Origin of the sequence: Bacillus cereus group sp. BceL291 (assembly GCF_051776705.1) — a bacterium.
Taxonomy (GTDB): domain Bacteria; phylum Bacillota; class Bacilli; order Bacillales; family Bacillaceae_G; genus Bacillus_A; species Bacillus_A cereus.
Genome location: NZ_JBPWAP010000005.1, coordinates 123844 through 137515, shown reverse-complemented (window position 1 = coordinate 137515; position 13672 = coordinate 123844). Strand labels below are relative to the sequence as shown.

The window sequence follows — 13672 nt, the reverse complement described above, 5'->3', positions numbered from 1 at the left end:
TTTTTAATGTTTTATTTAGAGGCAGTTTATAGTCGGGGATTAACATAAGAAACGTAGCAATTAAGTTTATATATGACGCACTGCTACTATAATCGCTAACCGTACTACTTGAAATCATAAAATAAGGAGACGATAAAACATGAACAAAAAAACAAAAGCACTATCATCCGTACTGCTCGGATTCACATTAGCATTAACAGGGTGTGCTGGTACTAAAGCTGAAGAAAATCATGGGAAACAAAAGCAAGAACAAGTTGCTAAAGAAACAAAAAAGGAAAATAAATTAACTAAAGGGCAAAAAATGGCTAATATTCTTAGCGAGACAAATTGGCAAGGTACACGAGTGTATGACAAAGATAAGAATGACTTAACAAAAGAGAATGCAAACTTCATTGGTCTTGCAAAATATGATGCGAAGTCCGGCAGATATGAATTTTTTGATGCTAAAACAGGTGCAAGTCGTGGCGATAAAGGAACTTTCTTTATCACAAATGATGGGAAAAAGAGAATATTAATTTCAGAATCAATGAAGTATCAAGCTGTCGTTGACATGACAAAACTAAATAAAAATGTATTTACTTATAAACGAATAGGGAAAGACGCTAACGGTAAAGATGTAGAAGTTTTCGTTGAACATGTTCCATATAAAGAAAAAGAACTTTCTTTCACTGATCCGGACAAGCAGCTGAACACGACTACAGGAGATATTGTTAAAAACGTTGATGGAGATAAAATTTTAGGCGGTACCCTTTGGCACGGAACAAAGGTATTAGACGAAACTGGTAACGATGTAACACAGTTTAATTCGAATTTTATAAGTCTAGCAAAATTTGATGACAAATCTAATAAATATGAGTTCTTCAATAGCGAAACAGGTCAAAGCCGCGGTGATTATGGCTACTTCGATGTTGTACACGAAAATAAAATAAGAGCCCATGTTTCAATTGGAAATAACAAATACGGTGCTGCTCTTGAACTTACTGAACTAAATAAGAATAAATTTACGTATAAGAGAACTGGTAAAGACCAAGCTGGTAAGGATATAACTATATTCGTTGAACATGAACCTTATAAAGGTGATATGAAACCACAATTTAGCTTTTAAAAACGTTTGATTAAAGATCCTGTACTGAGTTACAGGATCTTTCTTATTAAGCAAGAGAACAAAAAGACGAAAAACATGTAGCTTTTCGTCTGCACAATATTCCCACCTTATAGTTGATGATTTACAAAACTTAAAAACATACCGATACAAAATAAAATTTGTGACCAAGTAAAAAGCGCCCTACTTATAGGGCGCTTGTTTTATACTTAATGACTAATACTAGCTGTTGGGTATAATGTTGTTCCTCCAATTGAAACTTTTATTTCATTTGTTAATGGAACATTTTGTTCATTAATAATTGTTCTCCACCATTCCCATGCAAGACCTGTACATTCTCTTGCTACAATTTTTATATTTTTTGAATTTGGTGGGAGTGGGATAACTGTAGAGTAATGAGCCGTTTTGTCTTTTCCGCTACCATCCCACGTTTTATGTGTTAGTACTTCGTTACCCTTTTGGTCAAATGTGAATTCATCCCAAGATACATCAAATTGAGCAACGTAAGCACCGTAATGATCAAGTGTCATTTTAGCACTTGAATATTCTGTAGTTGTCGTCTCAATATAATCTGTATTGTTATGAACAGCAGCAGTTGAATTATCTTTTAAGAAAGTGCTTGTATATGAAATTGGGTATGCTGGATTTTTAAGACTTAATTCAGCATTATCTTTAATGATATTTCGGATTTCATTGAAATCTTTAGTAACAACCTTGTTATGCTCTTTCGCATCTCCGCCTAATACTACAGCAGTAAAGGTACTTTCTTCAAAAATATCTTTATACTGTCCACTTGTTTCAACGCTGTTATTCTTAAGTAAGGCTTTAAAAGCAGCTTGTACATCTTTGCTCTTAGATGTTGTTTCTAATTTTACATAAATCGTTCTACCATAAGCTACATTTGAAACCATAACAGGTGGAGCCGAATTACTTACGCCTTTTCGAGTTAACTCGTCAAAAGTAACGCTATTATCAAAAAGGTCGGATGGATTGTTAGGTAGTTCAGCACTTACCGTATAAAATATTTGCTTATACGCCGCTACCATCACTTTTTTCTCTCCATTTGCAACCGCATTAAAATCAATGTTTAGACTGTTATCAAGATATTTAGCGTTAACATTAAGAGCACTTGCTATTTGTGATTTACTATAAACCATAGATTCCGTATACTGCATTCTTGCAGGTAACGTATGTGTTGTAGAATACTTTTCATTCCAAGTAGATACTAAATCGTCTACTGCTCCAGCTACATTACCATATGTCGGATTTTGGACAGTGATTGTATTTTCTTTTCTCATGCCCGGTAAGTCTATACTAATATTCAAAGGCTTTCTCTTAGCCACTAATAAACTTGGTTGATTGTCTGCAAAAGCTTTATTTGCAAGTTGTACAGCTCCTGGATACGTGCGATTCACTACAGAATCAATAATTGAAATATCGACTGGTGACGTTGTAAGTGATTTTTTCTCGCGTTCCACTACTACAAATTTACCATTTGAATTGATACTTTCTTTCGGAACAAAACTTTCTACTTTATCACCATTTACAGCTAAAACCTCTTGATTATTATATTTAAGATTTGCTATACCAGTATCAATGCCACTAGCATTTTTGGTTACATCAGTTGCATTACTTGCTTGTGTTTCTGCGAAGGAAATAGATGAATAATTAATAGTGCATAAACTAACTAATAAACATGCAAGGAACTTTCTTCTTTTAGTGTTTTTCTTAATATTCAGAAAAATCACCCCGTTCTTTTTTAGTAAAATATGATAATGATCGATAAATGATAGCTAACTAATAAACTTACATAAATGCTTTTAAAAGTTCTTGAATTAACGGGATTACGCCACCTACAAATTTTAAAACTGTCATTGCGATTTCCATATTATTTCCTCCTTTTTATTGCTACGAAAATGTGATTTATCTTTATGCCCTCATTATAGTGACCCCTTACACTTTTATCAATACACTCTGATATGCAATATTACATATCAAAAAACAAGCTGAATTCTTTTAAAAAGTTATACAGGGATATTTTTTTCGTTTAGTACATACTTGAAAAGGTGAAGCATTCTTTTGCATTTTATGAGTAGTCACATAAAAAAGCTGCTGCCTATAAAATACAGACAGCAACTTCAACTAGAGTAGCTTGCATAATCTACACAAGCTACGGTATTTTTTCACATTTTATAACTAATAAACTGCGATTGGCCCATAAGGACCATTAATAATTTCTATTTTTGTTTCAAAAATATCTGTCAAAAGTGTTGAGTCCATAACCTCTTCTACTGTTCCAAAAGCAGCAATTTGTCCATCTTTCATAGCACAAATTTTATCCGAGTATTTAGCTGCAAAATTTATGTCATGCATAACAGTCAAAATTGTTCTTCCAAATTCATTAGCTGCACGTCTTAAATGCTCCATCATTTGAACAGAACGAGCAACATCAAGGTTGTTCAGAGGTTCGTCCAAAAGTACATATTCCGTCTCTTGGCACAATACCATCGCTACATATGCCCTTTGTCTTTGACCACCAGAAAGCTCATCTAAATATCTATTCTCTAAACTAGTTAAATCTAAGAAATCGATATATTTAGAAATGATAACCTCATCTTCTTTAGTCAATCTTCCCTTTGAATAAGGAAAGCGCCCAAATCCAACTAATTGTCTAACTGTAAGCCTAGTTACAAAATGATTTTCTTGTCGCAATATAGTCAAAACTTTTGCTAAGTCTTTCGATTTAGATTCAGAAACATCCATATTTGCTACCTGAATTTGGCCTTCATCCATATCTAAAAGTCTGCCAATCATCAAAAGTGTCGTTGACTTTCCAGCACCATTTGGTCCAATTAAAGAAGTAAAGCCTGCTTTTGGTATTTCAATATCCAAAGGTCCTATTTTTACCTTATCAGTATAGAACTTTTTAACATTATCAATTTTTATCATAAAGCCCTCTTCCTTAAAACTATAGTTAAGAATATGATTCCACCAAATAATTCAATAATAACTGAAACTACACCTTGAGCATGGAATACATGATACATTAAAAAGTATGCGCTCGTCATTATTAAAAATCCTATAGCAAAAGCCATCGGAAAAATATATCTATGATCATAAGTTGCCGCTGCCTGATAACTCAAAGTTGCTACTAAAAAGCCGTAGAAAGTAAGTGGCCCAATTAGAGCGGTTGAAATGGACATCAGAATAGCAACTAATACAAGTGTATAAATTACACTAGGTTGATATTTAACTCCAAAAGAAGTAGCAACATCCTTTCCTAGTGACAAAACATTCAAATTCTTAGAATGAGCAAAAATTAATACTGCTACAATTATGATCATCGGAATTACAATAGGAAAATATGCAGGATCTGCATGATTAACAGAACCAAATAATCTTGCTTGTAAAATATCAAATTCTGAAGGCGCAAGTAGTTTTCTCATGAAAGTTGACACAGAATTTAGCCCGGTACCAATAATAATTCCAACTAAAAGCATAAGTTGTAAATTCCCGTATTTACCGGAAAGTAACCATCCATAAAGTATCAAACTCATGAAGACCATAACAACAACTTGGAATAAAAATGATCCAATTCCATTAAAATTTATTAACGCACTAGCACCAAAGAAGAATACTGTACTCGTTTGAATTGCTGAATAAAGTGATTCGAAACCTAAAAGTGAAGGAGTAATAATTTTATTATTCGTAATAGATTGGAAAGCAACTGTCGACAAGCTATGGCAAACCGCAGCAATAATCATTGCAACAATAGCTACTATCCTTCTCTTAACGACTGGGATAAAAGAAGGTGAATCTATCGGAACTGGATTGTTATAAACTAAAAGTCCATATGAAGAAAGAAGACCTAAAGCAATCAATGTTATGAGTAAAATCCAATAACGTCTTGCTTCCTTCTTAGACCGAAAAGCGCTAGCTGATCTACTTTCATTATGAAGGCTAGAATCGATTTCGACATTTTCTTTTTTTCTATATTCTAATGTGATCATCGTAGCCTCCTTGGTTTTCTTTGTCTCAATAAAATAGTAATAAACACGACTGCTCCCACTGTTGCAAGTATTAAAGAAACAGGTAATTCAAAAGGCTGTATAATTGTTCGAGAAATGATGTCACAGGCAGTTATTGATCCCATTCCGATCACACAAACCCAAGGTAAATTACTCCTAAGATCATCACCTCTAAACATTGAAACGATATTTGGCACAATTAATCCTAAGAAAGGTAAGTGTCCAATAACAGCTGCAACAATTCCAACTGCAACAGAGATCAGAGCAGTCCCAAAAAGAACAATTCTATTGTAATTAACTCCAAGACTTGTTGCGACATCTTCTCCTAGTCCAGCTAAAGTCAATCTATTAGCATACATAAAAATAAGAAAAGTAATGATAACAATCAGCCATAAATATTCATATCTTCCCACCTGAATGTTAGCAAATGAACCTACAAACCAAGTTTCAATACTTTGCGTCTTTTGAAAAAGGAGTCCTAAAAAAGTGGACACTGCAGAAATTACTGCTCCAAGCATCAATCCGATAATCGGAACAATTAAAGACGAACGAAGCTTAACTCTTCTTAAAAATAGAAAGAAAATCATAGTTCCTATAAAAGAAAAAATGATTGCACCAGTCATTCTTTGAACTAAAGTCGGGGCAGGAAATAATAAATACACAAAAAGCAGGCCTAAGCCTGACCATTCAATCGTCCCCGTTGTAGTAGGTTCAACAAAACGATTCTGTGTAATTAATTGCATTACGAGTCCTGCCATCGCCATTGCAGCTCCAGTAAGCATTAATGCAACTGTTCTCGGAACACGAGTGATGAAAAACATCTCCATTCCGTCCTCTTGTCCACGTATATCATAAACTCCAGTAAACAGTGATATAATCCCTAAAATTATAACAACTATAACCGCTATTATAAAAGGTTTTGTCCATATTTTATTGTGATTATAAAACTGGGGTTGAGAAATATTCTCAACCCTAGAAATCATATTTTTTGACACTGTTTCGTACCCCTTTACACTACTTAGCTAAAGTTTTTGCAAGATTTCCAAATAACTCTATATAAGTTTGAATTGATTCATTTGTGTAAGTATCTTCTGGTGCATAAACAACTTGTTGTTTAGAAACAGCAGTTGTGTTTTGAAGAGCTGGTGATTTAGAAATAACATCCTTAGCAGGTGTTGACTTAGCTGCATCAGATGTTGCAGCATCACGATCTAATACGAAAAGCCAATCAGGATTTGTTTGTGCGATAGCTTCAACAGAAACATCATCACCTTTATGACCTGCAGTAGAATTCGAAACTTCTAATGCTGGAGTCCAACCGAAAATTTCATACATAGGTCCCCAAACGCGACCAGAGTGCGGCGCAGCAAAGCCAATATTTCCACCAGTAACGATAACACTCATAACTTTATCTTTTCCGTTATAAGCAGATTTTGCCTTTTCAATAGATTTATCGAAATCAGCTACTAATTGTTTAGCTTCTTTATCTTTAGCAAAGATTTTACCTAAAGTAGTTGTAGAATCTTTAAGTCCTTTTACTAAGTTTTCTCCAGGCTTAGTAGCCTTCTCAGAAACATCAAAATTAAGATCAATAACAGCTGCATTTGGCACTAATTTTTTGATTTCTTCATAATGATCAGCAAATCTTTGACCAACGATTACAAGGTCAGGGTTTGCCGCTGCAATAATTTCTAGATTTGGTTCACGGTGATTCCCAATATTTTGAACTTTTTCATCCTTTTTATATGCTGAATCAGCAGGCATGATATCCTTTGGAGCAGCCGCTAATTTAATTCCCCAATCAGATAAAGTTTCAAAAGTTCTGTTATCCAAAGCAACTACATTCTTTGGGTTTACAGGTACTTTAACAGTTCCATGAGCATCAGTGATTTCAACCGTTTTTTGCTTATCACTACCATTATCTTTATTATTAGCCTTCGAAGTTTCTTTACTTGAATCTGAGCAAGCCACTAACATTAAAGTAAAAATTGCTAGAATACTCACTAATTTTAAAAGCATAGATTTTTTCATATGTATACTCCTTATAGTGTGATTTATTTCGAAAATGATGACATCCATAGATTGAATTAGAAAGTAACTTTTATTCAATTGAATCGCTATTGATAATCATTTTCATTTGAACATCCTGTTAATTAGTATAGTCATTAATTCTGTGAAAATCTTGTGAATCGTATGAATTCATAAAATCAAGCATAAAAAGTAATATGTGCGGTCAGGACTGTTGATTAACCTTCATTAAATACTTTCTCAACGAATACGGGACAGAGACCTTCCCTTACAAAATACGCGCAGTAATAGCTAATATTTCACAGAAACTACTTTATTATCTTATTTTTATCATTCAACCATTGAATAGCCTCTGCCATGTATCGTTTGAATATATCTATCTTTCTTCTCGCACTTTAGCTTTTTTCTTACATACCCAATATATAAGTCTACTACATTCGGATTTACTACTACGTCATATCCCCAAACTTGATTCAAAAGCATTTCACGGCTTAATATCGTATTTTTATTCTTAATTAAAAATACAAGTAAATCATACTCGCGCTTCGTAAGCGAGAGATTTTTGCCACCTTTTTTCACAATATTGCTAGATGCATCAACAAAGAGATCTTTAAACTGAAAAAAGTTTGTCTCATTTTGCTGGTTATAGTCACTTCTTCTTAAAATAGCTTGAACTCTCGCTACTAATTCTTCCTTCACAAATGGTTTTCTAATATAATCATCTGCTCCTGCTTGTAACCCTGCTATGCAATCCTCGCTAGAAATATTGTTGGTCACAATAATGATTGGTGTCGTTTTAACAAGTCGTATTTGTCTACAAATTTCTGGTCCCGATATACTTAATGAATCCCAATCCAATATGATAATATCCCAATCTTGCTCATATGCTATATTTAAACCTTGGTTTTCATTGTGAAGTTTTAAAATGAAATGGCCCTCTTGCGTTAAACCGCTTACGATTTTCTTTGCTGAAGACCGTTCATTTTTAATCACCAACACCTGCTTCACCGATGGTTCACCTCTACTTCAATATAAATTATTTAGATAAAAAATTATCCCGAAAAAACAATTTAAGATTTATAAATTTAAAACCCCTAAATAATCCATTAAAACAGTTTATTAGGAGAACTCTATATAATCTTACAATAGGTATGGATAAAAACACAAAACATATGGAGATTCGAATAAAGTAAAAAAATAATAACTACTTAACAATTGAGCGTTTACAATCTGCTATAGTATCTACCCGCTTATCATCAATAACCATTTTTTATTCTCTCTTTCAGGGATACCGTCCCATCAACTTCAGCATTCTATAAAACCACAAACAAAAAGAACCATAACCTCACCAACCTGGCAAAATTATGGTTCATATTATACAAAATAAAAAACCACCAAATATGTATTGGTGGAGACGGTGGGAGTCGAACCCACGTCCAAAAATATCGGCACTTAAGCTTCTACGAGTGTAGTCGATATATTAGCATTTCGCGAACTCTTCGGCCTATCGACAGGCTTCCAAGTTGCTAGTCTGGTTATTCTCTTCCTTTGTCCTCAGACGGCGAACTCCGGCGTAGTCCACTTAGTTTGAGTCCCTTACCCTACCACATGGACGATGGAGGGAGGAACCTTTAGTGCAATTAAGCAGCTAAAGAAAGATTGTTTTGTTTGCCAATTATAGGCTTTGACGTTTTAACGAGGCCGATCCCCTCGACTCGCAACCTAAGCTCGAACTATCCCTGTCGAATCCGTAACGTCCCCATGATAAAAATGGAGCATACGAAGAAAATATCGTGATAGCTACTAAGAGCTGTTTTTCAATGTGCAACAACCTTACATAAGTTATTATAACATACGCGCGTCGTTTTACAAATGTAAATATCTGTATTACATCTTTTGGCGATCACGGAACGCGCGTGCAATTTCACGTTTAGCTTCTTTCTCTTTTAAATCGTGACGTTTATCGTATTGCTTCTTACCTTTTGCTAAACCAAGTGCCATCTTTGCAAATCCATTTTTTAAATAAATTCTAAGTGGAACTAATGCGTAACCTGTTTCTTTCGCAGCGCCCGCTAGTTTATCAATTTCTTTTTTATGCAGAAGTAATTTTCTCGTACGAAGTGGATCATGGTTGAAACGATTCCCTTGTTCGTACGTATTAATGTGCATATTATGAACCCAGACTTCACCATTATGTACACGTGCAAACGCATCTTTCAAGTTTACGCGTCCAGCGCGAATCGACTTAATTTCCGTTCCTTGAAGGACAAGCCCTGCTTCGTATGTTTCTTCGATGAAATAATCATGAAATGCTTTTTTATTCTGTGCAATAACCTTACCTGTACCCTTTGGCATATAACGTCCCTCCTCTATTTTTACTATTGTAACAAATGTTAATAAAAAGCGAAAGTGGCTCGCTCAGAATCTTTGGACATTGGAACTCCCGACAGAGAAGCGCTTTTTGCTTCGGCCGAGGGAGTGAAATGGCCAACAGATTCTAGCCACTGTAGCTGGATTCCATTAAAAGCGAAAGTGGCTCGCTCAGAATGTGAGGTGGATGGAGCTTCTGACCTTGAGGCGCTCTTTGCCTCTCGGGAAGAAGTGAAGCCGCCGAACATTCTAGCCACTGTAGCTGGATTCCAACAAAAAGCGAAAGTGGCTCGCTCTCAAGCCACGAAGAAAAAAGAAAACGGCCCCGCTTTTCATCAAAGCGAAGCCACTCTTTTCTTACTTACGCTTTTTCTTTTTCTTCTTGAATCCTGGTACGTTTTCGAAGAATGCTTTTTTCTTCTTACCGTTACCATCTTTTTTTCCTGGCTGGCTAGCAGAAGCGGATGCAGATGCAGATCCTCTTCCTTTTCCTTTGCCACCACGGTCAAATTTTCTACCTGTGCCACGTTCACCGCCGCGCTCATTACTGCGCTCGCTACGTCCACCGCGTTTCTTTCTGCCTGTTCTTGGCTGTTCGATAACGACTGGACGATCTTTGAACTTACGGCGAGGTGTGCCTTTCATGCCAACGATTTCAAAGTCGATTGCACGCTCGTCTTTGTTTACGTTAATAACGCGAATTGTAATTTCATCACCGATGCGGAATACGTTTCCTGTACGTTCTCCGATCATAGCGAAATGTTGCTCGTCATAACGGTAGTAATCATCCGTTAAGTAGCTAACGTGTACAAGACCTTCAATTGTATTTGGAAGCTCTACGAATAAACCGAAGTTTGTTACAGAACTAATCATACCGTCATACTCTTCACCGATCTTATCAACCATATACTCTGCTTTTTTCATCTCATCTGTTTCACGCTCTGCTTCAACAGCACGGCGTTCCATATTAGAAGAGTGCTCTGCAATCTCAGGTAATTTTTCACGCCATTTTGCTTGCGTTTCATTGTCGACTTTACCATTAATAATGTATTCACGAATTAATCTATGAACGATTGTATCTGGGTAACGACGAATTGGTGATGTGAAGTGTGTGTAGAACTCAGTTGATAAACCGAAATGTCCTAAACTATCCGCATCGTAACGAGCTTGCTTCATAGAACGAAGCATAACTGTTGAAATAACTACTTCTTCTGGCTGTCCTTGAACCATTTCAAGAATTTGTTGCAGCGCACGAGGGTGCACTTCATTCGCACGTCCTTTTACCGCATATCCGAAGTTCGTTACAAACTCGAAGAAACGCTCAAGCTTATCTTCTTTCGGATCTTCATGGACACGGTACATAAACGGTACGTTCATCCAGTGGAAGTGCTCTGCTACTGTTTCATTCGCAACAAGCATAAATTCTTCAATTAACTTCTCTGAAACAGAACGATCACGCATAACAACATCAGTCGGTTTTCCTTCTTCATCCACTAATACTTTCGCTTCTTTAAAGTCAAAGTCAATTGCACCACGGCGCATACGTTTTTCACGTAAAATTTGTGCCAATTGACCCATCTCTTTAAACATCGGTACGAGCGGCTCATAACGCTTAATTAACTCTTCGTCCTCATCTTCTAAAATGCTTCTTACGTCAGCATACGTCATACGCTCTGTCGTTTTAATCACACTTTGGAAAATCTCGTGTTTAACAACATCACCTAAGTTGTTGATTTCCATTTCACAAGATAACGTCAGACGGTCTACTTTCGGATTTAATGAACAAATACCGTTAGATAGACGATGCGGAATCATCGGGATTACACGGTCAACAAGATATACACTCGTCGCTCTTTCCGCTGCTTCAACATCAATTGGAGAGCCTTCTTGAACGTAATGACTTACATCCGCAATGTGAACGCCTAGCTTGTAGTTACCGTTCTCAAGCTTCGTTACTGTAACAGCATCATCTAAGTCTTTCGCATCTGCACCATCAATCGTTACGATCATTTGATCGCGCAGGTCGCGGCGATCTTTTAAATCTTCTTCTGAAATCGTTTCTGGTACACTGTTTGCATGCTCCATCACTTCCTCAGGGAATGCTAAAGGTAAATGATGTTTATGAATGACAGATAAAATATCTACTCCTGGATCATTTTTATGACCTAGAATTTGAATAACTTCACCTTCTGCACTTAAACGATTCTCTGGATAGCTCGTAATTTTCACAACTACTTTATGACCTTCTACAGCACCCATCGATGCGCTTTTCAAGATAAAGATATCACTCGTCCAGCGCTTATTGTCAGGTATAACGAATCCAAAGTTTTTCGATTCTGTATATGTACCAACTAGTTCTTTCGTTCCACGCTCTAAAATGCGTACAATTGAACCTTCTTGACGCGAACCGCTCGATTGAGAACTAAGGCGTGCTAATACTGTATCGCCATGAAGTGCACCGTTTAATTCTGTAGGCGGGATGAAAAGATCATCGTCTCCCGTTTTCTTCTCGTCTGGTACAACGAATGCAAAACCACGTGCATGTCCAATTAACTTACCTCTTACTAAATTCATCTTTTCAGGAAGACCGTAACGGTTGCTACGAGTACGAATAACAAGTCCCTTTTCTTCCATCGTTACAAGTGCCTTTACGAAATCTTTAAAGCCCTCAGAACCTTCAATCCCAAATGCCTCTTCTAACTCTTGTATCGTTAGCGGTTTATACGCTTCTTCTCTCATAAATAATAACAACTTATCAATATGTTCTTGTATGATTTCTTCCAAGCAAAAATACCTCCTTTAAAACCTTATATTATTTAGTGTATCCGAAAGATAGGGGATGTATAAAGTGAAACTTCAATACTCCCCTTATGATTTTTACAGTTTTCACAAAAAATTCCTTATGAAAAAAAGAGGCAACTAGATCTTACCAATCTAGTTGCTCCAAGAAGTTATATACATCCTCATGTAGCTCGTCACGTTGTTTATCAAGTGTAATGACATGCGTAGAGTCTTCATACCATTTAATGTCTTTTAACGTAGATTCTACACCGTTATAAATAATGTTAGCACTATCTGTATTAATCATTTCGTCATGACGTGCTTGTACAACAAATGTTGGCGCATAAATCATATCCACATTGTTACGTACGTCAGCAATTAATTGTTGTAATGCTTTTAATGTATTCATCGGTGTCTTTTGGAATTCCAACATTTCTTGTTCAATTTGTTCAGGTGATTTTTGCTCACGTTTTTTATATTCGCGGGCATATGCCAATATACCTTGGTACATCGTTTCTTCGCTCTTAATATACATCGGTGCACACATTGGTACTACACCTAAAACCGGTACTGTATAACCTAATTTTAAAGAAAATACGCCGCCAAGTGACAATCCAACAACAGCAATTTTCTCAAAACCTTTATCTTTTAAAAGCTGATATGCCTCCGTTACATCTTGCCACCAATCTTCAGGCCCTGTATGAACAAGCTCTTCTGGTGGTACACCGTGCCCTTTATAAATTGGCGCATGACAAGTATAGCCTTTCTTTTCTAAGAAACGCCCTAACATACGTACATCAGCTGAGTTCCCTGTGAATCCATGTAGTAATAAAACAGCGCGGTCTCCACCCTCAAATGTAAATGGTTTCGGAGATGCTAATTTCATCATGTATTTCTCCTCTTTCTCTTCTGTAATCTAGTCGTATTCTTTCTATATCTAGTGTACCATATTTGTATTTCTATAATCTAATTAGAAACATCTTTCAAATAGCAAAACAAAAAAAGAAGAACCATTAGTACCATTCACTAACGCTTCTTCTTTCAATTCTATAAATTGAAGTACGTAACACCAATTGTTAATACAAAGAACAATACAGCTAAAACAATTGTAATACGGTTTAATACCGCTTCAATTCCACGTGCCTTTTGCTTACCAAATAATTGCTCCGCACCGCCTGAAATTGCACCTGAAAGGCCTGAGCTATTACTAGATTGCATAAGTACCATAACAATCATTAAAATCGATACAATAATAAGTAAAACTGATAATAACGTATGCACTTGGCGTACCTCCTACAAAGATTCAGTTATTGTAACTGTAGCATAAATTCTATAGAAAAGCGAGAGCTATAGAGGCGCTCTC

General features: G+C 36.0%; 11 protein-coding genes and 1 other RNA gene. 1 reads left to right on the top strand and 11 read right to left on the bottom strand.

What is annotated here, in order from left to right:
• The first annotated feature begins 139 nt into the window (after positions 1 to 139).
• The gene (locus ACS2CR_RS06495; protein WP_001036620.1) at positions 140 to 1105 is read left to right on the top strand and encodes a DUF4822 domain-containing protein; all 966 of its coding nucleotides are present in this window, start codon (positions 140 to 142) and stop codon (positions 1103 to 1105) included.
• A gap of 206 nt (positions 1106 to 1311) precedes the next feature.
• Here ACS2CR_RS06495 and alo read toward each other — a convergent pair whose 3' ends face one another.
• From alo to secG, 11 genes are all read right to left on the bottom strand, one after another.
• Positions 1312 to 2850, bottom strand: a complete 1539-nt coding sequence (alo, locus tag ACS2CR_RS06490; protein WP_000576729.1) for an anthrolysin O/cereolysin O family cholesterol-dependent cytolysin Alo — start codon at positions 2848 to 2850, stop codon at positions 1312 to 1314.
• Between the two features lie 448 nt (positions 2851 to 3298).
• Entirely contained in the window at positions 3299 to 4051 is a 753-nt protein-coding gene (locus ACS2CR_RS06485) for an iron ABC transporter ATP-binding protein (protein WP_000590071.1), read from the bottom strand.
• Entirely contained in the window at positions 4048 to 5112 is a 1065-nt protein-coding gene (locus ACS2CR_RS06480; protein WP_000631244.1) for an iron chelate uptake ABC transporter family permease subunit, read from the bottom strand. Before ACS2CR_RS06480 ends, ACS2CR_RS06485 begins: the two co-directional genes overlap by 4 nt.
• Positions 5109 to 6125, bottom strand: coding sequence for an ABC transporter permease (locus tag ACS2CR_RS06475; RefSeq protein WP_000042063.1), 1017 nt, complete (start codon positions 6123 to 6125; stop codon positions 5109 to 5111). Before ACS2CR_RS06475 ends, ACS2CR_RS06480 begins: the two co-directional genes overlap by 4 nt.
• 19 nt (positions 6126 to 6144) lie before the next feature.
• A complete protein-coding gene (locus tag ACS2CR_RS06470) occupies positions 6145 to 7161 on the bottom strand; it encodes a siderophore ABC transporter substrate-binding protein (protein ID WP_153602636.1) in 1017 nt (338 codons plus the stop codon).
• 327 nt (positions 7162 to 7488) lie between these two features.
• Complete coding sequence (locus ACS2CR_RS06465) at positions 7489 to 8166, bottom strand: response regulator transcription factor (protein ID WP_000815809.1); 678 nt, start codon at positions 8164 to 8166, stop codon at positions 7489 to 7491.
• Between the two features lie 398 nt (positions 8167 to 8564).
• Positions 8565 to 8919, bottom strand: a transfer-messenger RNA (tmRNA) gene (gene ssrA / locus ACS2CR_RS06460).
• Positions 8920 to 9045: 126 nt separating this feature from the next.
• Positions 9046 to 9513, bottom strand: coding sequence for an SsrA-binding protein (gene smpB, locus ACS2CR_RS06455; RefSeq protein WP_001123919.1), 468 nt, complete (start codon positions 9511 to 9513; stop codon positions 9046 to 9048).
• A 372-nt stretch (positions 9514 to 9885) separates the two neighbouring features.
• Entirely contained in the window at positions 9886 to 12312 is a 2427-nt protein-coding gene (rnr, locus tag ACS2CR_RS06450) for a ribonuclease R (RefSeq protein WP_000391096.1), read from the bottom strand.
• A 142-nt stretch (positions 12313 to 12454) separates the two neighbouring features.
• Entirely contained in the window at positions 12455 to 13195 is a 741-nt protein-coding gene (estA, locus tag ACS2CR_RS06445) for a carboxylesterase (protein ID WP_000761976.1), read from the bottom strand.
• Between the two features lie 161 nt (positions 13196 to 13356).
• Positions 13357 to 13590 carry a preprotein translocase subunit SecG gene (gene secG / locus ACS2CR_RS06440; protein ID WP_000557264.1) on the bottom strand — a complete coding sequence of 78 codons (234 nt, stop codon included), beginning with the start codon at positions 13588 to 13590 and terminating at the stop codon, positions 13357 to 13359.
• Positions 13591 to 13672 lie beyond the last annotated feature (82 nt).